The sequence below is a fragment of the Venatoribacter cucullus genome (assembly GCF_016132445.1).
GTDB classification, from domain to species: domain Bacteria; phylum Pseudomonadota; class Gammaproteobacteria; order Pseudomonadales; family Oceanobacteraceae; genus Venatoribacter; species Venatoribacter cucullus.
In genome coordinates, this window is the sequence record NZ_CP046056.1 from 1,150,308 (window position 1) to 1,170,826 (window position 20,519).

A 20,519-nucleotide genomic window follows, 5' to 3' on the forward strand; every position below is an offset into this window, starting at 1 on the left:
CCCACCCCACGTTCTGGAAGGCACTTTATGTTGCGAATCGCTCAGGATGCACTCACCTTCGATGATGTGCTGTTGATTCCCGGTTATTCCGAAGTACTGCCCAATCAGGTCAGCCTGAAAACCCGCCTGACCAAGGGAATCGAGCTGAATATTCCGCTGATTTCTGCCGCCATGGATACCGTTACCGAAGCCCGTCTGGCCATTGCGCTGGCGCAGGAAGGCGGTTTGGGTATTGTGCATAAAAACCTCACCATCGAAGAACAGGCCACTGAAGTCCGCAAGGTCAAAAAGTTTGAAAGTGGCATGGTGAAAGATCCTATTACTGTGTCCAGCACCACCACCATCCGTGAAGTGCTGGAACTGACCCGCACCTACAATATTTCCGGTATGCCGGTCGTCGATGGCGACGAACTGGTGGGCATTGTGACCAGCCGTGACGTGCGTTTTGAGAAAAACCTCGGCGCCACCGTCGCCAGCGTGATGACCCCGAAACAGAAACTGGTCACCGTACCTGAAGGCACCAGCGCTGAAAAAGTGCAGGAGCTGCTGCACATCAACCGCATTGAAAAAATTCTGGTGCTGAACGCGCAGGGCAAACTGGTTGGCCTGATGACCGTTAAAGACATCGACAAAGCCCGCGCTTTCCCGAATGCCGCCAAAGACGATCAGGGTCGCCTGCGCGTCGGTGCTGCCGTCGGCACCGGTGCCGGTACCGAAGAGCGTGTTGAAGCACTGGTAAAAGCCGGTGTTGACGTGATTGTGGTGGACACCGCTCACGGCCATACCTCCAACCCATCCGGTACCGGTGTGATTGACCGTGTGCGCTGGGTGAAACAAAACTTCCCGCAGGTGCAGGTGATTGGCGGCAACATTGCCACCGCTGAAGCCGCCATCGCGCTGGCCGAAGCCGGTGCTGACGGTGTGAAAGTGGGTATTGGCCCGGGCTCTATCTGTACCACCCGTATCGTTGCCGGTGTCGGTGTGCCGCAGATTTCTGCGGTCGCCAACGTTGCCGCCGCGATGGAAAAATACGGTATTCCGGTGGTGGCTGACGGCGGCATCCGTTTCTCCGGCGACATCGCCAAAGCCATTGCTGCCGGTGCCAGTGTGGTGATGGTCGGCTCGATGCTGGCCGGTACTGATGAAGCGCCGGGCGAAGTGGAACTGTTCCAGGGCCGTGCTTATAAGTCTTACCGTGGTATGGGTTCACTGGGCGCCATGGGCCAGAGCCAGGGTTCTTCTGACCGCTACTTCCAGGACAAAAAAGCCGGCGTTGATAAGCTGGTGCCGGAAGGCATTGAAGGCCGTATCGCCGTTAAAGGCCCGCTGACCAACATTGTGCACCAGCTGATGGGTGGCGTGCGTGCCTCCATGGGTTACACCGGTTGCGGCACCATCGCAGACATGCGCACCAAACCGCAGTTTGTGCGTATTACCGCCGCCGGTATGAAAGAGTCTCACGTGCATGACGTGCAGATCACCAAAGAAGCGCCGAATTACCGTCTGGGTTAAGCGTTTCCGGTTTCCGTGTTAAGCGTTCTGAGTGTGCTGGTAGGGCTTACCTTACACCCGGAATGCTGAACGCCGAACCATTACAACAGGCAGTTTTTATCGGGGTGGCCAGGAGTCGCCCTTATTACTATTAAGTGCAGGAATTTTCCGCTTATGTCTCAAGACATTCACGCTCAACGTATCCTGATTCTGGATTTCGGTTCGCAATATACCCAGCTGATTGCCCGCCGCGTGCGCGAAATTGGCGTATTTTCTGAAATTCGTGCCTGGGATATGGACGAAGCGGAAATCCGTGACTACAACCCGACCGGTATTATTCTGGCCGGTGGCCCGGAATCGGTAACCGAAGCCGGTTCACCGCGCGCCCCGCAATGTGTGTTTGAACTGGGCCTGCCGGTACTGGGTATTTGTTATGGCATGCAGACCATGGCCGAACAGATGGGCGGCAAGGTAGAAAGCTCTACCATTCGTGAATTTGGCTACGCCCAGATTCAGGTGGAAGGCAACAGCCGTTTACTGCACGACATTAAAGACCATGTGGACGCGACCACCGGCAAAGCACTGCTGGATGTGTGGATGAGCCACGGCGACAAAGTGGTGCGCATGCCGGAAGGCTTCGAGCTGATGGCCTCGACGCCCAGCTGTCCGATTGCCGGTATGTACCATGCAGAGAAAAATTTCTTTGGTGTGCAGTTCCACCCGGAAGTAACCCATACCCTGCAGGGCCAGCGCCTGCTGGAGCATTTTGTGCTGGAAATCTGCGGCTGCGAAGCGCTGTGGACGCCGGCCAAAATTATTGAAGACCAGATTGAAAAAGTCCGCGCTCAGGTCGGTAAGCAGAAAGTATTGCTGGGCTTGTCGGGTGGGGTGGATTCCTCGGTAGTGGCGGCCCTGCTGCACAAAGCCATTGGTGATCAGCTGACCTGTGTGTTCGTGGACAACGGCCTGTTGCGCAAAAATGAAGGCGACATGGTGATGGACATGTTTGCCAAAAACATGGGCGTCAAAGTGATTCGCGCCGATGCCGAAGAACTGTTCCTGGGCGCGCTGGCCGGTGTAGCCGAGCCGGAAGCCAAGCGTAAAATTATTGGCGGTAAATTCATCGAAGTCTTCGATGCCGAAGCCACCAAACTGACCGACGTAAACTTCCTGGCGCAAGGCACCATTTACCCGGATGTGATCGAGTCGGCCGCTGCCAAAACCGGCAAAGCCCATGTGATTAAATCGCACCATAACGTCGGCGGTTTGCCGGACGATATGAAAATGGCGCTGGTCGAACCGCTGCGCGAACTGTTCAAAGACGAAGTGCGGAAAATCGGTCTGGAACTCGGTCTGCCCTACGACATGGTGTACCGCCATCCGTTCCCGGGCCCGGGCCTGGGCGTGCGCATTCTGGGCGAAGTGAAAAAAGAATACGCCGATATTCTGCGTGAAGCCGATGCCATCTTTATTGAAGAACTGCACAACGCTGGCTGGTACCACAAAACCTCGCAGGCCTTTGCGGTCTTTATTCCGCAGAAATCCGTCGGTGTGGTGGGTGATGCCCGTCGTTACGAATGGGTAATCGCGCTGCGTGCCGTGGAAACCATCGACTTTATGACGGCGCGCTGGGCGCACCTGCCGTACGAACTGCTGGAAAAAGTGTCGAACCGTATCATTAACGAGATTGAACACGTTTCCCGCGTTACGTACGACGTCTCCAGTAAGCCGCCAGCAACGATAGAGTGGGAATAAACCGCTAGGTTTATTCTCACTCGGTGACAAAACGTCAGGACAGACGTTCCGGCTCGCTCCCACGCTTCCGCCTCGCTCCCACGCTCTGCGTGGTAGCGCCTGCCTCTTTATCTCGATGGCTCGCTCCCACGCTCCGCGTGGTAATGCCTGCCTCTTTATCTCGATTAAACGTTCGCCCAGCAAAATCATGCCGGATTAAGGTATCAACCAGCTGGTTGTAGCGCCTTGACCGGTGGTTGTGGGTGCTGCCTGGCTTGGGCCAGATCATAGTTCACCTGCATGGCGAGCCATGCTCGGGCCGTGCTCACTCCTGCCATTTCAAGACGAAGAGCAAGATCAGGGCTGATCGCCGCCCGGCCATTCAATACACGGGACAGAGCGACACGGGACATACCCAGTCGCTCAGCCGTTTCCTTAACGGACAGGCCCAGTTCAGCAATAACGTCTTCGCGCAGCAATTCGCCAGGGTGCGGAGGGTTCATCATCATGGTTTATTCTCCTTAGTGGTAATCGACGTAATTGACCAATTCGACATCCACTCCAATGAATCGAAAGGTCACACGCCAGTTGCCGTTTACCCGAATTGACCAGTGCCCGTTCAGCTCACCTTTCAACTGATGCAGTCTGAACGAAGGAATGTTGAGGTCGTCCGGGCTGGCGGCAACGTCCAGTAACGCCAGGATACGACTTAGTTTGGCCGCATGTGCCGCCTGAATGCCTCGGGTCGTCCCAGTCTTGTAGAAGGCTTCAAGCCCTTTATGTTGGAATCCTGTGATCATGGCTGGAGTGTATCCCGTAGCGATACGCTTTACAAATATCCCGAGCCTGCGAGCATCATCAACCGATGGGGGCCCAGCTTAAAACCACCTTCGGGTGGTTTTTTTATTGGTTCGGCCATTGCCTGCTGTATTAATCTGTCTGCGCTACGCCAAGGAACACGTCCATGTCTGCTGCCCGTATTATTGTTTTAACAACCCTGGCCATGCTGGCCTTTGCCGGTAATTCGCTGCTGTGCCGGTTGGCGCTGCAGGATACCGCCATAGATGCCGCCAGCTTCACCAGCATTCGCTTAGTATCCGGAGCCATGGTGTTGTGTCTGATTGTTGCCGTGCGCCGCAATCTGCCGGCGGGCAAGGGCAACTGGCCGTCGGCGCTGGCGTTGTTTGCTTATGCGGTGGGCTTTTCCTTTGCCTACATCAGTTTGCCGGCCGCCACCGGGGCATTGCTGTTGTTCGGTGCTGTGCAGGCCACCATGATTGGTTTTGGTCTGTACGCGGGTGAGCGGTTGCAGAGTGCGCAGTGGCTGGGGTTGGTGCTGGCACTGGCCGGATTGGTGGGATTGTTGTTACCGGGCTTATCGGCACCGCCGCTGGCCGGCTCGCTGCTGATGCTGGGGGCTGGGGTAGCCTGGGGTATTTATTCGTTGCGCGGCAAAGGAGCGGGGGATCCGACCCGGGTCACCAGCGGCAATTTCCTGCGCAGCGTACCGCTGGCGTTGGTAATGAGCTTGCTGTTGCCCGATCAGGCCGTGTTTGATAGTGCGGGTTTCTGGTATGCCGTGGCCTCGGGGGCGCTGGCTTCTGGCATGGGGTATGCCATCTGGTACCGCGTATTGCCGGCGTTAAAAGCCACCAATGCCGCCACCCTGCAGCTGAGCGTGCCGGTGATCGCCGCCGTGGGCGGTGTGTTGCTGTTGGGCGAACCCATTACACCCAGGTTATTGCTGGCGTCGGTTGCCATTTTAGGTGGCATCGCACTGGTGATTCTGGGCAAAGAGCGTAGGCTTTCTGCTCTACGTGAATAATCTGAGGTTACGGCTATGAATACCCAGCGACAACCGGTGCTGTACATTCCCCACGGCGGCGGGCCGTGTTTTTTTATGGACTGGACACCGGCCGATACCTGGACGGGCATGGCTGCCTTCCTCAGCAACCTTGCTGCCACGCTGCCCGAACCACCGCAAGCCATTGTGATGGTGTCGGCGCACTGGCTGACGCCCCGGTTCAGTGTTACCGGCCACGCGCAGCCCGAACTGATTTACGATTATTACGGTTTTCCGGCTCACACTTACGACATTACCTACCCGGCCCCTGGTCAGCCGCCGCTGGCCGGGCGGGTTGCCGCCTTGCTGAGCGCTCAGGGCGAATCAGCAACCGTGGATGCCAGCCGTGGCTTTGACCACGGTATGTTTATTCCGCTGAAGCTGATGTTTCCGCACGCCAATATTCCGGTTGTTCAGCTGTCGTTACGGCAGGATCTTGACCCGCAGGCGCATATTCAGGCCGGTAAGGCACTGGCGCCGCTGCGCGATGAAGGGGTGCTGATTATTGGCAGCGGCATGAGTTTTCATAATATGCGCGCTTATGGCGACCGGCGTTTCTCACCCTTGTCCGATGAATTTGACCACTGGTTAACCGCCGCCGTGGCCAGCCCTGCTGCTGAACGTGAGCTCATGCTGCAACAGTGGGCGCAGGCTCCCCATGCTTACCAGTGCCACCCGCCGCAGCACGAAGAACATCTTATTCCCTTAATGGTGGCGGCCGGTGCCGGGCATGATGAGGTGGGCGAAAAGATTTATTCGCAGCGGGTGATGGAAACCACCATTTCCGCGTTCCGTTTCGGCTGATCTTTTCACCGCCACGACGGCTTCTATATTCTTGTTTGGTTATATTGGCTATAGTGCTGAACAACGAAACGGAACAATGGAGCAGCGTATGAACATCACCATTCTTGGCTCGGGCTTTGCCGCCCTGACCGCCGTTAAAGAGGTGCGTAAACAAGCCCCGCAGGCCGAGATTACGGTGGTATCGCCGCAAGCGGAGTTGATTTATCTGCCCAGTCTTATCTGGTTACCGTCCGGATTGCGTAAGGGCAGTGATCTGCGCATTCCATTACCGAATTTCTTCCGCCGTCAGCGCGTACAGCACCATGCCGCCACCGTACAGAGCATCAGCGCCGATGGCCGCACGGTACATACCGACGCCGGGGATATTGCCAACGATGGTCTGATTATCGCCAGTGGTGGCCGCTTTCTGAAAAAGCTGCCGGGCATTGAGCATGTGATTACCCCCTGTGAAGGCATTAAGGCCGGCGAGGCCATCCGTGACCGGCTGGCGGCCATGCCGGGCGGCACCATTGCCATTGGTTTTGCCGGTAATCCCAATGAGCCGGCGGCGATGCGCGGTGGCCCGATGTTCGAGTTTTTGTTTGGCATCGATACCTTGCTGCGCCGGCAAGGCCGCCGGCAGCGCTTTGAACTGGTGTTTTTTAATCCGGCTTTGCGCCCGGCGCAGCGCCTGGGGGATACGGTGCCGGAAGCGGTACTGAAGATGATGGCAGAGAAAGATATCCGCACGCATCTGGGTCATAAAATGCTGGGTTTTGCCGCGGATAAGGTGCTTACCGAAGGTGGTGAGATCAGCGCTGACCTGATTTTATTTATGCCGGGTATGACCGGCCCGGCCTGGGCGGCTGAGTCTGCCTTGCCAAAATCGCCGGGTGGTCTGATTCAAGCCGATGCCCATTGTCAGGTGGAAGGTTTGCCGGCGGTGTATGTGGCGGGTGACAGCGGCAGCTATCCCGGCCCCGACTGGCAGGCTAAACAGGCACACATGGCTGATCTGCAGGCGGTGGCGGCAGCGCGTAATCTGGTGGCTGAATTGCAGGGCCAGCCGGCCCGGGAAACCTTTAAACACGAATTGCTGTGCATTGTGGATACGCTGTCGCACGGCATGCTGATAAAACGCACGGAAGAAAAAAGCCTGATGCTGCCACCGTTACGGCTGCTGCATTTTGCCAAGCGCTTTTTTGAATACTGGTATTTACGCCAGTACCGCTGAACATGGGGTAGAAATAAAAACGCTGTTTAAAAAATAAACGTTGACAGGCTGGGGAATGGGTATAGACTGCCCCCAGCTTGTTAGTTCGACCTTTTATTTATGTTCATCTCCAGATGTCCTGCCAGTGGCTTAAGCCGTAAGCGTTTCATCCTGTTTTGTTTTCCATAAGTATTCAGACCGTCTTCCAGCATACCGGCCGTATGGCCACTACTTTTGAAAAAATACAGGAATACTGATTATGTCTAATCAAATCACCGGCACCGTAAAATGGTTCAACGAAGCAAAAGGTTTTGGTTTTATTGAGCGTGAAGGCGGCCCGGATGTGTTTGCACATTTCAAAGCCATCACCGGTACTGGTTTCAAAACTCTGACTGAAGGTCAGCGTGTAACCTTTACTGTTACTCAAGGCCAGAAAGGCCCGCAAGCTGAGAACATCGTTCCGGCTTAATCTTTCTGCCGCTGCACCTTGGTGCAGCTTCAGAACGAAGAAAAAGCGAACCGACGGGTTCGCTTTTTTTATGCCTGTCGTTCCGCCGGGGCAGCCATTCAGAAAGCCCGAAAGTAATACCATGACAGTACCGGGGCGGATTAATCGTCCGCCTCTTCCTGTTCCAGCAGCCGTTGCCGGCGCGCTTCTTCTTCAGCCAGTACGGCGCGTATTTCCTCCATCACACTGCCGACGTCGGCTTCGTGTTCGTCGGCCTCATGCTCACCGGTTAAGACGCTGTCGGCGGTTAATTCGCCGGCTTCATAGAGTGCCCACATTTCACCGGCATAGTCGGTCTGCAATAAATCCGGTGCGAACAGACCGTAGTATTCGGTCATATTACGCACGTCACGTTGCAGCATGCTTTTGGCGTGCATATTGGCAGCGGCATCCACCGCCTGCGGCAGGTCGATAATGACCGGGCCGTAATCGTCTACCAGCACGTTAAATTCGGATAAATCGCCGTGTACCAACCCTTCAACCAGCATCAGTTTGACGTATTCCATCACCTCGGCGTGGTCTTCCCGGGCTTGTTCAGCGGTCATGCTGACATCGTTCAGGCGCGGCGCAGCACGGCCCTGGTCATCGGTTATTAATTCCATCAGCAGTACGCCATCAAAGCAGCCGTAAGGCTGTGGCACCCGCACACCAGCGGCGGCCAGCCGGTACAGGGCTTCCACCTCGGCGTTATGCCAGGCGTCTTCCTGTTGTTTGCGGCCGAATTTTGAGCCTTTTTCCATCGCCCGCTGGCGCCGGCTGTTGCGGACTTTACGCCCCTCCTGATATTGCACGGCCTGTTTAAAACTGCGTTTATCGGCTTCTTTATAAATTTTGGCGGCGCGGATCTCATTACCGCAGCGCACCACAAATACCGCGGCTTCTTTGCCGCTCATCAGCGGGTGCAGCACTTCATCGATCAGACCATCGTCCACCAACGGCTGCAGACGTTTCGGAATTTTCATGCGTTCAGCTCAGTACCTCAAAAGTCAGGCCGGCATTGGCTTGCAGGCGGGTCAGGTAGCCTTCGCCCAGCGCTGAGGCCGGAGTCCAGAAACCACCTTCGCGGCCGGTTTTGTTGCCTTGCGGATCGTGCAGATCACAGGCCAGCGAAACAATGGCTTCGCCCAGCATTTTGGCGGTTGAGCCATAGCCCGGGTCTTTATCACCCTTTACCCGGGTAATCAGGGTTTCACGTTTGCTGGTGCGGCCAACAAAGCGCAGATCAAAAAAGCCCTGTTCCTGCGCCTGCGGGCTGGGGCCTTCGCCGGGTTTCGGCAGCAGGAATTTTTCCAGCAGCCAGCGGGTGGGCGGCAGTGCCGCGGCCAGCAGAAACAGGCTGATACCGCCGGTCATTACGGCTGCCCCCAGCCAGCCTTTAAAACCACGCCCGGTTAGTACCGCTTCATTGTAGGAAAAATCTTTGCCCCAGCTGCTGCCCAGTAAGGCGTTGGAGCGGTGCACAATGCGGGTGTTAATGGCAGCCATGATAAAGGGCGCGGTGTAGCTGAGCAGATCGGTGTCTTTACCAATGCCGCTCATTGGATTCTGGCGCCGGCTAAAGCCATGCTGGGGCGGGCACAGAGAGTAGGGATTGGCCAGTTCTTTGCGCAGCGCGGGGTTGGCCATCACTTCTTTGGTCAGTTGCAGCATGCTGGCGTAGGTGCCGCCCGACAAGCCGCCTTTACCGGCTTTAAAGCGCATCTGTACCTGGCTGGCCGGAGCGCCGAAACGCTGGCTGCATTGCTGTTGCAGAAACAGCACGCCAAGGTCAGAGGGCACGGAATCAAAGCCGCAGCAATGCACAATACGCGCGCCTGAGGTTTTTGCCGCGGCTTCGTAGCGGTTCAGCATCAGCCGTATCCACTGTGGCTCGCCGGTTAAATCGCAGTAATCGGTACCGCTTTCCGCACACACTTTAACCAGGGTTTCGCCGTACAGCGCGTAAGGGCCAACGGTGGAGACTACGGCGCGGGTTTGCGCGCACAGCGCCTGCAGTTGTTCTTCGTTGCCGGCATCGGCCAGCAGCACGGGCAGTGCAGCAGTTTTATCACCCAGCACGGGTTGCAGCGCGTCTTTTACCTGCTGCAGTTTGGCCTGTGAACGACCGGCAATGGCCCAGCGTAAATCACCATCAACACCATAGGTGGTGGCCAGATAACGGACCAGAATCTGACCAACAAAACTGGTGGCGCCGAACACAATCAGGTGGTAGCCGGAAGGGGAGCTGGGGTGGTTCATGAATCGACCTGTTTACTTATGCTTATGATGCGCTGACGTTACCCGTTATTGCCCCTGAATGTAAGGGTCTGATCGCTTGCGGACGTAGCGAATGGGGCAGCCGGCGTGTATTGTAAGTCTTTTTCGGGTTTATTTTCTGTGGCTGCGAGGTGATGGGTTGGACACACAGATCGGGTGGCTGAATTGGTTCAGTCTGGGCTGGTTTTTATTCTGCTGGGTCAGTTATTCATTATTTGCCCGGCGCATGGCGAAAAAGAGTGCTTGTCTGGCGTCGGTGATGCACGTACACCGTATTAACTGGATGCGCCGGTTATTACAGCGGGAAATGCGGGTAGGCGATGCGGCATTGCTGGCCAATATTGAACGTAATGTGAATTTTTTTGCCTCCTCCTGTGTGCTGATTCTGGCGGCTTTGGTCACGGCATTAACGGCGGTGGCTCAGCTTGAGGGGGTGCTCAGCAGCATTTCCTTTGCGATCAGCTCCAGTGTGCTGGAGCTGGAACTGAAGGTGATGACCCTGATCGTTATTTTTATTTATGCGTTTTTCACCTTTACCTGGTCGATGCGCCAGTTCGGCTTTGCCTCGGTGCTGGTGGGTGCTGCGCCCATTCCTGGCGATACCACGGTGACGGCAGCAGAACGGCGCAGCTTTGCGATTTATGCAGCCAAAGTGATTGATCAGGCCAGCCACAGTTATAACTTTGGCTTGCGCGCCTATTACTTTTCGCTGGCGGTGCTCAGTTGGTTTTTGCACCCGTTGTTGTTTATTGTTACATCGGCGCTGGTGGTGCTGGTACTGTACCGGCGCGAATTTCACTCTACGGTACTGGATGCTATGAAAAAAGTGGAAAATGTTGGCACTAAATTATTCGTAACCGATAAAGAATTATCCCGTTTTTAAGGAAGCACCATGACCAATCTTATTTTCTGGCTATTAGTCGCTGCGCTGGTTATTTATGCACTGTACCGGGCTGGTGTCGGCAGCAATAAAATCGCCGCCAGGCAGCGCAGCAAAGCGGCTGAATTTCTGGCCACTAACGGCCAGCGCGAGGGCGTAGTTACCACCGCATCGGGCTTGCAGTACGAAGTGCTGCAACCGGGCCAGGGGGAGGTGCATCCGAAGGCTACCGATACGGTGCTGGTGCATTACCACGGCACGTTAATGAGTGGCGAGGTATTCGACAGCTCGGTTGAGCGTAAAGAGCCTATCCGCTTTGCTCTGAACCAGGTGATTCCGGGCTGGACCGAAGGCCTGCAAACCATGGTGGAAGGGCAGAAAACCCGGCTGTTTATTCCGCCGGAGCTGGCTTACGGCAATCAGCGTGCCGGCAGTATTCCGCCCGGCTCGCTGCTGATTTTTGACGTGGAATTATTGCAGATCGACTGATCGGTAATCGCCGTGGCCCCGTTTATTCGGGGCGCTGCCGCACCTGCAGGTTCAGTTCCACACTGCTGTCGCTGTTACCCAGCCACAGGCTGCCATCCTGAATGCTGGCCTGCAGGCGCATGGTGCGGTCGCACAAAGCATTCAGCTGACTGATGGCGGTGGCATCAAATTCCAGCACGCTCAGGTTGCGGAAACGCCGGCAGGTGCTTTCCATTTGCTCCCACCAGATTTGCGCCGAGCGGCCGTGGTACAGGTAAATAATCACCTGTTTCGAGCGGTTGCAGGCTTTGCGGATGCGTTTTTCATCCGGCTGCCCCAGTTCAATCCACAGCTCAATTTCATCACTTAACGAATGCGTCCATAAATCCGGCTCATCGTCGGTGCTGATGCCCCGGGTAAATTCCAGTTGCTCGCTGGCATTGAAGGCAAAAGCCGCCAGCCGCACCATCATCCGTTCGGTGGTTTCCGACGGATGCTGGGCGATGGTGAGCGGGTAAGTGTGGTAATGGTGACGGTCCATATCGGAAACCGTCAGCTCTGCTTTGTAAACCGTGGCTTTCAGTGCCATTGCCGATTCCTTATGCGTCTTTTTGCTGGCGCTGCTTATTTTTAAACGCCAGTTTTTCCTGCCGGCGTTGCTCAATAATGCTGCTCAGGTCGTTGCCCAAATGCTGCTCGCCGCGTTCTCGCGCCAGTTGCATCTGGCGTTCGCGCTGACGGAAACGCTCGCGCTGTTCTTCGTCGTATTCATCAAAGCAATGGTGGCAGCTGACGCCCGGCACATAATGTTCGTGCGCTTTGTCGGCTTCGGTAATGGGCCGGCGGCAGGCGTGACACTGGTCATAATCGCCTTTCTGCAGCTGGTGATTCACCGTCACGCGGTTATCGAACACAAAGCATTCGCCTTCCCACAGGGATTCCTGCTGCGGAACCTCTTCCAGATACTTCAGAATGCCGCCTTCCAGGTGGTAAACCTCGTCAAAGCCCTGTTCTTTTAAATAAGCGGTGGATTTTTCACAGCGGATACCACCGGTGCAGAACATCGCTACTTTTTTATGTTTGGCCGGGTCGAGGTTTTCTTTTACATACTGCGGAAATTCGCGGAAGGTTTTGGTGCGCGGATCGAGCGCGCCCTTAAAGGTACCGATGTCCACTTCGTAATCGTTGCGGGTATCCACCAGCACCACCTCGGGGTCGGAAATCAGCGCGTTCCAGTCCTGCGGTTTGACGTAAGTACCCACCACCCGTTTGGGGTCGATGCCTTCTACGCCCATGGTGACGATTTCTTTTTTCAGCTTCACCTTGGTGCGGTAAAACGGCATCTCATCGTCGTAGGATTCTTTCCAGCTGATATCGGCCAGACGCTCATCCTGACGCAGCCAGTTCAGCAGCGCATCAATGCCTTCACGGCTGCCGGCAACGGTGCCGTTAATGCCTTCCACAGCCAGCAGCAATGTGCCTTTAACATCGAGTTTCAGCATTTCGTCCAGCAGCGGCTGGCGCAGTTGTTCAAAGTTGTCGAGGGTGGCGAATTTATACAGCGCGCACACCACGACCGGAGTCGGTTGGGTATTGCTCATACAGTCCTCAGCTGGCCGGAACGTAAATCCGGTGCGTTATGGCGTTAAATCAGGCCGCCGGTCGCGGCGGGCGCGGATTATAGCGAATTAATCCGACCGTCGCAGTCGGAATAGGGCAGCTGTCTGAATTGCCCGGTCTGCAGGTTGGACAAACCGGGTGAGGCTTTTAGCGTAGCGCTTCAGTGTTTTTACCGGGAGGCGTTATGCGCTGTTGGCTGGCCGTGGTGTTGGGGTGCTGGATATTGCATGGATGGTCGAACACCGTCAGCCTGACCTATTCCGGCGCCAGTCTGGTGGATGTGTGGCTGCAGCTGCCTGACGGCCGGATTTTACGCGCCACCCAACCCTATGCCGAAGACCTGCCGCTGTGGCTGGAATACCAGCCCGGCAGCACCCGTTTGCATATTGATGGGCCGTTACCAGCGGGTAACTACCGGCTGGGCGTGTCGCGCTGGTTTGCCGTGCAGCCACTGGACTACCGGCTGCAGCTGCCTGCCGGGGCCATTGTGGATGGGTTGCTGGATAACGATGCACAGGTAGTCGACTGGCTGGCCGAACTGTCCGCTGACGAATTATGGCCAGCAGCGCAGCCCGCACCGGATTATCAGCAGCGTGCGCAGTTGCGTGGCGATTGGGAGGTGATGACCGCTGCCGGTACCCTGCGGCTACAGCTGGATGCAGAGCAGTTACGGCTGTGGTGGCAGCCGGTGCATGAGCAGGACTGCATGGCGTATGAATTTAAACCCGGGCCGGGGTTGCCGGGTGGGCTGCGCTGGCGGGATGGTTTGCGGTTGCATCGGGGGTTGTTATTGGAAGTGGCGGAGGCGGAGGTTATTGCCAGCCTGCCGGAGTGGCTGCTGTTGCAGCCGGTTTCTAACGGCCTGCAGGCGCTTGGCTGTTGTGGGAACGGGCCATGCCCGTGACACCAGCGCTGCGCGCTGGCTGTTTCCAGCCTTGCAGGCTGTACGCCAGCCCGTTGGGCTGGTTTAGCCGTCACTGCGTGACGGCTTATGCGGCCTGCGGCCGCTGGACAGGCCGCCGTTGGCGGCCTGATGCGGGGCTCCGCCCCTGCGCCCCAGTGCAAGGGGAGGTATCCCCTTGCGAACCCCTCTGGCCCGCGTTCCAGCTTTATCCTCGTTTACCAAACCCAATTGAGCATACGCGGCCAAGGGGCATCCATGCCCCTGGCCACTCGTTTGGAGTCATCCAAACGATGCTATTGGCTTTGCCAAACTTCGGGCTGGAACGAATGGGCCGGAACAACCCTGGCGGCTACGCCGGCGTGGTCTTATTGGGCGCCCTGCGCGCGCAAAATTGAAAGCAAAAAGCAAAAAGCAAAAAGCAAAAATAAAAAAATAAAAAATTCTTCCGGCCTCAGGCCGCCAAAAGCGATTCAGGTTGCTGCGGTTTTCCCGGCCCATTCGGGCCAGCCCGCAGGTAAAAAAAGCCGGTAGCCATGCCCGGATGACTCCGGGTAAGGATCGTGGCACAGGACGTGCCTTACGATCCGTGGGCGTAAGCGGATTTTTTTAGCCAGGATCAGCTGGAACGCGGGCCAAGGGGTTCGCAAGGGGATTTTCCCCTTGCATCCGGGGCGCGGGGGCGGAGCCCCGCATAAGCTGCCATGCAATGGCAGCCAATCAGCCCTATAGGGCTGACAGCCTGCAAGGCCAGCGCGCAGCGCTGGTGTCACGGGCATGGCCCGTTCCCACAACAGCCAACCAGCCCGGCAGGGCTGGCGTGCAGCATTTAAGGCTTGAAAAGCCGGGAAAAATCAGCTGATTTTTCCGGTCACCCGCACACGCTTACTGCCCGCAGTCACCGGCTGCTGGCGCGCCAGCGCCCGCTGCTTCAGCTGATCATCGATGATATTTTTCAGCGCAATAATCAGCCCCATTGCCATAAAGGCCCCCGGCGGCAGAATAGCGAATAAGAAGTCGGGGTAGTCTTTCACCAGTTCGATTTTCCAGCTGGCGGCGGCCGGGCCGAACAGGAGTTGCATGTCGGAAAAAATCACGCCCTGACCGAGAATTTCGCGCATAGCACCCAGTAACACCAGTACCAGACCAAAGCCGAGTGCCATCATAAAACCATCGACCACCGACGGCAGAATCGGGTTTTTGCAGGCGAAGGCATCAGCACGACCAAGGATGATGCAGTTGGTAACGATCAGCGGAATAAAAATCCCCAGCACTTCGTACAGTTCGTAGGTGAAGGCCTGCATCACCAGTTCGGCGACGGTGACGAACGACGCAATAATCATCACAAACGCCGGCAGACGCACGGCATCGGGGACGTGGTTGCGGATTAACGACACCGAGAAGTTAGACCCTACCAGGACCAGCATGGTGGCCAGCCCCAGGCCCAGCGCATTCACCACCGAGCCGGTGACCGCCAGCAACGGACACAGGCCGAGCAGCTGCACCAGCGCGGGGTTGTTTTTCCACAGTCCATCGACGGTGATGTCGGTTAAGGATTTGCTCGACATGATTATTCTCCGGTGGCCGTGGCCGGTTGTTTGGCCACCTGCCGGTTAAGCAGAATATTCTGGTGCTGGCGGAAAAACAGCTGCGCGTGTTTAACCGCTTTCACCACCGCGCGTGGGGTGATGGTGGCGCCGGTAAACTGGTCGAAATCACCGCCGTCTTTTTTCACCGCCCAGCGTTCTTCGGCCGGATTGCTCAGGCTTTTGCCATTAAATTCCAGCACCCAGGGGGATTTTTTCAGGTCGATTTTATCGCCCAGTCCCGGGGTTTCCCGGTGTTCGGTAATGCGCACGCCGGCGATGCTGCCATCGGCATGAATGCCAACCAACAGGCGGATTTCCATGGTATAACCATCGGGTGCTACCACCGGCAGAATCACGGTGCTCACTTCGCCATCGCGGCGCGCCAGGTGGATTTTATCGCTGGCTTTTAACGGCCCTAATAATTGCTGATTAAAGCGCTGGTCGATGGCCAGAGTGTCGTTCAGCAGGTCGTTGTTGTAGCTGCCAACGGCGACAATTTCATTCAGCGCGCGGGCCTGGGCCATTTCAATGTTGCGCTCAATACGCTCTGAAGTGGCCACCTTGGCCACGGCAATGGCGCCGGCGGTCACCAGGGCAAATAAGCCCAGACCAATGGCATTGCGACGGATGGATTGCAGTAAGTCGTTCATACGGAATCCTCAGCGCGTCTTCGGCGGTAAACCGCGTTTGGCTTTGGCATGACCATAGCTGCGCGGTTGGGTGTAAGCGTCGATAAAGGGCGCGGCAAAGTTCATCAGCAGCACGGCGAAAGCCACGGCATCCGGGTAGGCGCCCCAGGTGCGGATCACATACAGCAGAATGCCGATGCCGGTGCCGTAAATCAGTTTGCCGCGTGGTGTGGTCGAGGCTGACACCGGGTCGGTGGCAATGAAAAACGCGCCCAGCATGGTGGCACCGCTCAGCAGATGCAGCGACAGCGGGGTGTACATGTCTTCGTCCCAGCCGAACAGCAGCGAACACAGGCTCAGCGCCAGCAGCATGGAGACCGGAATGTGCCAGCTGATGATGCGCCGCCACAGCAGGAACAGACCGCCGGCCAGAAACGCCAGATTCACCCATTCCCAGCCACCATTCAGCCAGCCATTAAAGGTGGCGGTAGCGCGTACGCTGTCGGCGGTACCGGTACCGATCAGATGTTTGTAAGCATCCAGCGGCGTGGCACCGCTGTAGCCATCGGCTACCGGTATGCCGGCAAAAATCACCTGCAATGTATCGGCGAAGCTCAGCAGCGGCTGGCCGCTCATTTGTACCGATAAGGCCCAGGTGGTGGTCATTTGCACCGGAAACGACACCAGCACCAGCGCATAGCCGACCATGGCCGGGTTAAACGGATTATTGCCGATGCCGCCGTACAGCTGCTTGGCAAAGACGATGGCAAAACTCACCGCCACAATAGTGACCCAGAAGGGGGTAAAGGGCGGCAGCGCCAGGCCCAGTAACACGCCGGTGAGCAGAGCGGTGTTGTCGCGCAGGAAAAAGCCCAGCGGGCGCTTACGCAGTTTTAAAATCAGCGCCTCGCTGGCGATGGCGGTGAGCGCTGCCAGCACTACGTTAATGAGTGTGCCCCAGCCGAACAGGCCGGTGAGTACCAGCAGGCCGGGCAGGGTAGCCAGCGTAACGGTCAGCATCAGCCGTGGGGTGCTGTTGCTGCCGTGGGTGTGGGGGGAAGACAGTGTCAGCAATGCCATGATCAGGCCTCATTCGCCGGTGTGGAACGGCCCGGTAAGGCGGCCAGTTCCTGTTGCAGTTGATGCAGTTTGTCCTGTTGCTTCTGCACGCCCAGCGCCAGTGCCTCGACCGTATCCAGCCCTTCGGCTTTGGCCATGTCGTGACGTTCCTGCATTTTGGTGACGCGATCCTGCTGCGCCAGAATTTTCTTCTGCAGAGCGTCGATGGCGTCCGCACTGGCCTGAGCCTGAGCGGCCGCATCCGGCGCGGCAGTAGCGGCTGGAGCCTCGCCATTCAGGGCGGCTTGCCAGGCGGCGTGCGCTTCGTTAACGCGCTCCTGCTGTTTGTCGATGCCCGCCTGCAGCGCGGCGATGGTATCCAGTCCTTGTGCCTGGGCTTCCGCCAGTCGTTGCAGGGCGGTATCCAGCCGGGCTTTGGCGGTTTCCCATTTGCGCTGCAAACGCTCGGGACTGTTCGGGTCGCCTTTATCGGTGGCGGTCAGGGCCGCATCCGCTGCAGGAGCCGCTGCCTCTGCGGCCTTGGCGGCTTTTTTCGCCGCGGCGATGTCTTTGGCCAGCGCTTTCAGTTTGTCCTGAGTTTTGGCCAGCGCTGCTTCCAGTACCGGTACTTTATCGGCCTGAGTCTCATCGGCGCGGGCGGCTTCCAGTTTTTCTTTGGTTTTGGCAATGGCGCTCTGGGTGGCGTCCAGTTGCTTCTGCAGCTTGTCCAGATCCGCACTGCTGCTGACGGCGGCGGCTGATGCAGCAGCGGTGTCGGCGACGGCGGGTTTTTCTGCCTGCGCTTTGGCTGCGGCTTCCGCGCGGGCTTTACGTTTGGCTTCTTTTTCGGCGGCTTCGCGTTCCTGCCGCGCCAGACGTTCTTCAAAACGCAGACGGGCGCGCTCGGCTTTGGCTTTGGCGGCACGGTCTTCGCGGATGGCACCTTTGGCGTAGCGGTAATACTGCACCAGCGGAATATGGCTTGGGCACACGTATGAACAGGCACCGCATTCAATGCAGTCGAAAATATTGTGCTGTTCGGCCTTCTCAAATTCCTGCGCCTTGCTGAACCAGTACAGCTGCTGCGGCAGCAGGTCGGCCGGGCAGGCATCAACGCACAGGCCGCAGCGGATACAGGCCATGGCGATGTCGTTAGGCGGCAGTTCCTGCTCGGTCGGCGCCAGCAGGCAGTTGCTGGTTTTGGTAATCGGCAGCTGCAGTTGTGGCAGGGCAAACCCCATCATCGGGCCGCCCATAATCACCCGCTCGCGCTTTTGGGCGCGGTAACCAGCCAGTTGCAGCAGGTGCGCCACCGGCGTGCCGATTAAGGCCTCAAAGTTGCCCGGTTGCTGCACCGCGTCACCGGTGACGGTGGTGATGCGGGAAATTAACGGCTCGCCGAATTGCACCGCGCGATACACAGCGGCGGCGGTGCCGACGTTCTGGCACACCAGCCCGAGGTTGGCGGGAATGCCACCGGCCGGAACTTCTTCGCCGGTTAAAATTTTAATCAGCTGCTTTTCGCCGCCGGACGGGTATTTGGTGGGAATGCTCACCACGTCGATATGATGCTGCTGGTCCAGCTGTACCAGCGCCTGTTCCAGCGCGGCCACGGCTTCGGGTTTGTTGTCTTCCACGCCGATTAAGCAGCGCTTGCTGCCGACAATGTGCTGCAGAATCAGCGCGCCCTGAATAATTTCGGCGGCGCGTTCGCGCATCAGCATGTCATCGGCGGTGATGTACGGCTCACATTCCGCGCCGTTCAGAATCAGGGTATGAATGGGGTTCTGACCGACGTTCAGTTTCACCGCGGTGGGGAAACCGGCGCCGCCCATGCCGGCGATACCGCTGTTGCGGATGTGCTCAACCAGCTGGCGCGGGCTGATGTCGGCCAGATGCTCAACGCCCAGCTGCGCATACAGGCTCTGGTGCTCCAGCCACTGGTCGCGGCCATCGGGACGGATCACGATGCACAATTCTTCCAGACCGGAGGCGTGCGGTACCGCGCGATCTTCCACGGCTACCACGGTGCCGGAGGTTGGCGCGTGCAGCGGCACCGAGACAAAGCCTTCCGCTTCGGCAATCCGCTGACCTTTCAATACGGTATCACCGGCCTGCACCAACGGGCGGGCTGCGGCACCAATGTGCTGATGCACCGGCAGAATCAGTTCGTCCGGCAGGCTGGCGACCCGGATCGGCGTTTGGGTGGACTGAGCTTTGTTCTCGGCCGGATGAATACCGCCATCAAAGCTGTGCAGACGGATCAGGTTGGTCATGCTGCGTCTCCGGCCTGGTGATGGTGACGGTCGGTGGCGATCAGTTCCACACCGCTGGTGGGCGCCTGCCAGTACCAGGTGGTGGTGTCCACGCCGACGGGAATCATGTCGATGCAATCCACCGGGCAGGGTTCTACGCACAGGTCGCAGCCAGTGCATTCCTCAGCAATTACGGTGTGCATTTGTTTGGCCGCGCCCAGAATGGCGTCGACCGGGCAGGCCTGAATGCACTTGGTGCAGCCAATGCACTCGTCTTCGCGGATAAAGGCGACGGTGGGCACGGCTTTTTCGGCGCCGTGTTCGGCGTCCAGTGGTTCCGGCTCAACGCCGAGCAGATCGGCCAGTGCTTCAATGGTGCTTTCGCCGCCGGGTGGGCATTTGTTGATTTTCTCGCCGTTGGCAATGGCTTCGGCGTAAGGCTTACAGCCCGGAAAGCCACACTGACCGCACTGGGTTTGCGGCAGCAGGTTGTTGATCTGGTCAACAATGGGGTTGCCTTCCACTTTGAAACGCACAGCGGCAAAGCCCAGCACGGCGCCAAAGATAATGGCCAGAATGGCCAGCACGCTGACCGCAATCACAATGGTCCAGAGAGCAGGTGTCATGGAATCTCCTAGATACTGACCAGACCGGTGAAACCGAGAAACGCCAGCGCCATCAGACCGGCAGTGAGCATGGCAATAGAAGAACCCTGGAAGGGTTTGGGCACATCGGCCACCGCCACCCGTTCACGCAGGGCGGCAAACAGCACCATCACCAGCGAGAAACCCACGGCGGCGCCAAAACCGTAGAGGATGGATTCGACAAAACTGTTATCGCGTTTGATGTTAAGCAAGGCTACGCCCAGTACCGCACAGTTGGTGGTAATCAGCGGCAGGAAAATCCCCAGTACCCGGTACAGCAGCGGGCTGGTTTTGCGGATGGCCAGTTCGGTAAAACCCACCACCACAGCAATCACCATAATAAAGCTGATGGTTTTCAGGTAGGCGAGGTCGAACGGCAGCAGAATGTAGGTGTACACCAGGTAGCTGCACAGCGACGCCAGCGTCAGCACGAAGGTAGTGGCGGCGCCCATGCCGATGGCGGTTTCCAGTTTGTTGGACACGCCCATAAAGGGGCACAGGCCAAGAAACTGCACCAGCACGAAATTGTTCACCAGAATGGTGCTTACCAGAATCAGCAGGTATTCGCTCATCAGGGGTTCCGCCAGTGTCCAGTCAGAATCGGGTGAATAAATGGGCGCGCATTATCCCAAAACTGTGTTATTTC

22 protein-coding genes are annotated in these 20,519 nt (G+C 57.5%); 10 read left to right on the plus strand and 12 right to left on the minus strand.

What is annotated here, in order from left to right:
* The first annotated feature begins 27 nt into the window (after nucleotides 1-27).
* Nucleotides 28-1,512, plus strand: coding sequence for an IMP dehydrogenase (guaB, locus tag GJQ55_RS05535; protein ID WP_228346510.1), 1,485 nt, complete (start codon nucleotides 28-30; stop codon nucleotides 1,510-1,512).
* 153 nt (nucleotides 1,513-1,665) lie between these two features.
* Complete coding sequence (gene guaA, locus GJQ55_RS05540) at nucleotides 1,666-3,246, plus strand: glutamine-hydrolyzing GMP synthase (protein WP_228346511.1); 1,581 nt, start codon at nucleotides 1,666-1,668, stop codon at nucleotides 3,244-3,246.
* A gap of 203 nt (nucleotides 3,247-3,449) precedes the next feature.
* On the opposite strand, the gene GJQ55_RS05545 is transcribed toward guaA, so the two are convergent.
* Nucleotides 3,450-3,734: a HigA family addiction module antitoxin gene (locus GJQ55_RS05545; protein ID WP_338147392.1), complete on the minus strand. Its 285-nt coding sequence runs from the start codon at nucleotides 3,732-3,734 to the stop codon at nucleotides 3,450-3,452.
* Between the two features lie 12 nt (nucleotides 3,735-3,746).
* Nucleotides 3,747-4,025 (minus strand): type II toxin-antitoxin system RelE/ParE family toxin, encoded by a 279-nt coding sequence (locus GJQ55_RS05550; protein WP_228346512.1) that lies wholly within the window; start codon nucleotides 4,023-4,025, stop codon nucleotides 3,747-3,749.
* Between the two features lie 164 nt (nucleotides 4,026-4,189).
* Here GJQ55_RS05550 and GJQ55_RS05555 point away from each other — a divergent pair, with 164 nt between their 5' ends.
* From GJQ55_RS05555 to GJQ55_RS05570, 4 genes are all read left to right on the plus strand, one after another.
* Nucleotides 4,190-5,050, plus strand: a complete 861-nt coding sequence (locus GJQ55_RS05555; protein WP_228346513.1) for a DMT family transporter — start codon at nucleotides 4,190-4,192, stop codon at nucleotides 5,048-5,050.
* A gap of 15 nt (nucleotides 5,051-5,065) precedes the next feature.
* Nucleotides 5,066-5,872 carry a DODA-type extradiol aromatic ring-opening family dioxygenase gene (locus GJQ55_RS05560; RefSeq protein WP_228346514.1) on the plus strand — a complete coding sequence of 269 codons (807 nt, stop codon included), beginning with the start codon at nucleotides 5,066-5,068 and terminating at the stop codon, nucleotides 5,870-5,872.
* 88 nt (nucleotides 5,873-5,960) lie between these two features.
* A complete protein-coding gene (locus GJQ55_RS05565; protein WP_228346515.1) occupies nucleotides 5,961-7,085 on the plus strand; it encodes an NAD(P)/FAD-dependent oxidoreductase in 1,125 nt (374 codons plus the stop codon).
* A gap of 238 nt (nucleotides 7,086-7,323) precedes the next feature.
* Nucleotides 7,324-7,533, plus strand: a complete 210-nt coding sequence (locus GJQ55_RS05570) for a cold-shock protein (protein WP_228346516.1) — start codon at nucleotides 7,324-7,326, stop codon at nucleotides 7,531-7,533.
* Nucleotides 7,534-7,673: 140 nt separating this feature from the next.
* On the opposite strand, the gene GJQ55_RS05575 is transcribed toward GJQ55_RS05570, so the two are convergent.
* Nucleotides 7,674-8,534, minus strand: coding sequence for a PA4780 family RIO1-like protein kinase (locus tag GJQ55_RS05575; RefSeq protein ID WP_228346517.1), 861 nt, complete (start codon nucleotides 8,532-8,534; stop codon nucleotides 7,674-7,676).
* A gap of 4 nt (nucleotides 8,535-8,538) precedes the next feature.
* The gene (locus GJQ55_RS05580; protein WP_228346520.1) at nucleotides 8,539-9,810 is read right to left on the minus strand and encodes a saccharopine dehydrogenase family protein; all 1,272 of its coding nucleotides are present in this window, start codon (nucleotides 9,808-9,810) and stop codon (nucleotides 8,539-8,541) included.
* A 157-nt stretch (nucleotides 9,811-9,967) separates the two neighbouring features.
* Between GJQ55_RS05580 and GJQ55_RS05585 the strand changes: the two genes are divergently transcribed.
* Together GJQ55_RS05585 and GJQ55_RS05590 are read left to right on the plus strand one after the other, a co-directional pair.
* Nucleotides 9,968-10,711 carry a DUF599 domain-containing protein gene (locus GJQ55_RS05585; protein WP_228346521.1) on the plus strand — a complete coding sequence of 248 codons (744 nt, stop codon included), beginning with the start codon at nucleotides 9,968-9,970 and terminating at the stop codon, nucleotides 10,709-10,711.
* A 9-nt stretch (nucleotides 10,712-10,720) separates the two neighbouring features.
* Nucleotides 10,721-11,197 carry a BamJ family beta-barrel-assembly machinery protein gene (locus GJQ55_RS05590; RefSeq protein ID WP_228346522.1) on the plus strand — a complete coding sequence of 159 codons (477 nt, stop codon included), beginning with the start codon at nucleotides 10,721-10,723 and terminating at the stop codon, nucleotides 11,195-11,197.
* Nucleotides 11,198-11,219: 22 nt separating this feature from the next.
* Here GJQ55_RS05590 and GJQ55_RS05595 read toward each other — a convergent pair whose 3' ends face one another.
* Nucleotides 11,220-11,765, minus strand: a complete 546-nt coding sequence (locus tag GJQ55_RS05595) for a YaeQ family protein (protein WP_228346523.1) — start codon at nucleotides 11,763-11,765, stop codon at nucleotides 11,220-11,222.
* 10 nt (nucleotides 11,766-11,775) lie between these two features.
* Nucleotides 11,776-12,777, minus strand: coding sequence for an oxygen-dependent tRNA uridine(34) hydroxylase TrhO (trhO, locus tag GJQ55_RS05600; RefSeq protein ID WP_228346524.1), 1,002 nt, complete (start codon nucleotides 12,775-12,777; stop codon nucleotides 11,776-11,778).
* A gap of 203 nt (nucleotides 12,778-12,980) precedes the next feature.
* On the opposite strand from trhO, the gene GJQ55_RS05605 reads away from it, so the two are divergent.
* Both GJQ55_RS05605 and GJQ55_RS05610 read left to right on the plus strand, forming a co-directional pair.
* On the plus strand, nucleotides 12,981-13,700 hold the full coding sequence (locus GJQ55_RS05605) for a hypothetical protein (protein ID WP_228346525.1): 720 nt from the start codon (nucleotides 12,981-12,983) through the stop codon (nucleotides 13,698-13,700).
* Nucleotides 13,701-13,955: 255 nt separating this feature from the next.
* Nucleotides 13,956-14,231: a hypothetical protein gene (locus tag GJQ55_RS05610; RefSeq protein WP_228346526.1), complete on the plus strand. Its 276-nt coding sequence runs from the start codon at nucleotides 13,956-13,958 to the stop codon at nucleotides 14,229-14,231.
* Between the two features lie 320 nt (nucleotides 14,232-14,551).
* Here GJQ55_RS05610 and GJQ55_RS05615 read toward each other — a convergent pair whose 3' ends face one another.
* From GJQ55_RS05615 to rsxA, 6 genes are read right to left on the minus strand one after another with little or no spacing between them, the layout of a single operon-like run.
* Entirely contained in the window at nucleotides 14,552-15,265 is a 714-nt protein-coding gene (locus tag GJQ55_RS05615) for an electron transport complex subunit E (protein WP_228346527.1), read from the minus strand.
* 2 nt (nucleotides 15,266-15,267) lie between these two features.
* Nucleotides 15,268-15,936 (minus strand): electron transport complex subunit RsxG, encoded by a 669-nt coding sequence (gene rsxG, locus GJQ55_RS05620; RefSeq protein WP_228346529.1) that lies wholly within the window; start codon nucleotides 15,934-15,936, stop codon nucleotides 15,268-15,270.
* Between the two features lie 9 nt (nucleotides 15,937-15,945).
* Entirely contained in the window at nucleotides 15,946-16,995 is a 1,050-nt protein-coding gene (rsxD, locus tag GJQ55_RS05625) for an electron transport complex subunit RsxD (protein ID WP_228346531.1), read from the minus strand.
* Between the two features lie 2 nt (nucleotides 16,996-16,997).
* Nucleotides 16,998-19,250, minus strand: a complete 2,253-nt coding sequence (gene rsxC, locus GJQ55_RS05630) for an electron transport complex subunit RsxC (RefSeq protein ID WP_228346532.1) — start codon at nucleotides 19,248-19,250, stop codon at nucleotides 16,998-17,000.
* On the minus strand, nucleotides 19,247-19,855 hold the full coding sequence (rsxB, locus tag GJQ55_RS05635) for an electron transport complex subunit RsxB (protein ID WP_228346533.1): 609 nt from the start codon (nucleotides 19,853-19,855) through the stop codon (nucleotides 19,247-19,249). Before rsxB ends, rsxC begins: the two co-directional genes overlap by 4 nt.
* A gap of 8 nt (nucleotides 19,856-19,863) precedes the next feature.
* Nucleotides 19,864-20,445 (minus strand): electron transport complex subunit RsxA, encoded by a 582-nt coding sequence (gene rsxA, locus GJQ55_RS05640; protein WP_228346534.1) that lies wholly within the window; start codon nucleotides 20,443-20,445, stop codon nucleotides 19,864-19,866.
* Between the last annotated feature and the right edge of the window lie 74 nt (nucleotides 20,446-20,519).

Bases quoted from the DNA above. Each gene is read 5' to 3' on its own strand.
- rsxA (WP_228346534.1), bottom strand. From the start codon at position 20,445: ATGAGCGAATACCTGCTGATTCTGGTAAGCACCATTCTGGTGAACAAT.
- rsxG (WP_228346529.1), bottom strand. From the start codon at position 15,936: ATGAACGACTTACTGCAATCCATCCGTCGCAATGCCATTGGTCTGGGC.
- rsxD (WP_228346531.1), bottom strand. From the start codon at position 16,995: ATGGCATTGCTGACACTGTCTTCCCCCCACACCCACGGCAGCAACAGC.
- GJQ55_RS05545 (WP_338147392.1), bottom strand. From the start codon at position 3,734: ATGATGATGAACCCTCCGCACCCTGGCGAATTGCTGCGCGAAGACGTT.
- GJQ55_RS05575 (WP_228346517.1), bottom strand. From the start codon at position 8,534: ATGAAAATTCCGAAACGTCTGCAGCCGTTGGTGGACGATGGTCTGATC.
- guaA (WP_228346511.1), top strand. From the start codon at position 1,666: ATGTCTCAAGACATTCACGCTCAACGTATCCTGATTCTGGATTTCGGT.
- trhO (WP_228346524.1), bottom strand. From the start codon at position 12,777: ATGAGCAATACCCAACCGACTCCGGTCGTGGTGTGCGCGCTGTATAAA.
- GJQ55_RS05555 (WP_228346513.1), top strand. From the start codon at position 4,190: ATGTCTGCTGCCCGTATTATTGTTTTAACAACCCTGGCCATGCTGGCC.
- rsxC (WP_228346532.1), bottom strand. From the start codon at position 19,250: ATGACCAACCTGATCCGTCTGCACAGCTTTGATGGCGGTATTCATCCG.
- GJQ55_RS05610 (WP_228346526.1), top strand. From the start codon at position 13,956: ATGCCCCTGGCCACTCGTTTGGAGTCATCCAAACGATGCTATTGGCTT.
- GJQ55_RS05605 (WP_228346525.1), top strand. From the start codon at position 12,981: ATGCGCTGTTGGCTGGCCGTGGTGTTGGGGTGCTGGATATTGCATGGA.
- GJQ55_RS05570 (WP_228346516.1), top strand. From the start codon at position 7,324: ATGTCTAATCAAATCACCGGCACCGTAAAATGGTTCAACGAAGCAAAA.
- GJQ55_RS05550 (WP_228346512.1), bottom strand. From the start codon at position 4,025: ATGATCACAGGATTCCAACATAAAGGGCTTGAAGCCTTCTACAAGACT.
- GJQ55_RS05615 (WP_228346527.1), bottom strand. From the start codon at position 15,265: ATGTCGAGCAAATCCTTAACCGACATCACCGTCGATGGACTGTGGAAA.
- GJQ55_RS05580 (WP_228346520.1), bottom strand. From the start codon at position 9,810: ATGAACCACCCCAGCTCCCCTTCCGGCTACCACCTGATTGTGTTCGGC.
- rsxB (WP_228346533.1), bottom strand. From the start codon at position 19,855: ATGACACCTGCTCTCTGGACCATTGTGATTGCGGTCAGCGTGCTGGCC.
- GJQ55_RS05590 (WP_228346522.1), top strand. From the start codon at position 10,721: ATGACCAATCTTATTTTCTGGCTATTAGTCGCTGCGCTGGTTATTTAT.
- GJQ55_RS05560 (WP_228346514.1), top strand. From the start codon at position 5,066: ATGAATACCCAGCGACAACCGGTGCTGTACATTCCCCACGGCGGCGGG.
- GJQ55_RS05565 (WP_228346515.1), top strand. From the start codon at position 5,961: ATGAACATCACCATTCTTGGCTCGGGCTTTGCCGCCCTGACCGCCGTT.
- GJQ55_RS05595 (WP_228346523.1), bottom strand. From the start codon at position 11,765: ATGGCACTGAAAGCCACGGTTTACAAAGCAGAGCTGACGGTTTCCGAT.
- guaB (WP_228346510.1), top strand. From the start codon at position 28: ATGTTGCGAATCGCTCAGGATGCACTCACCTTCGATGATGTGCTGTTG.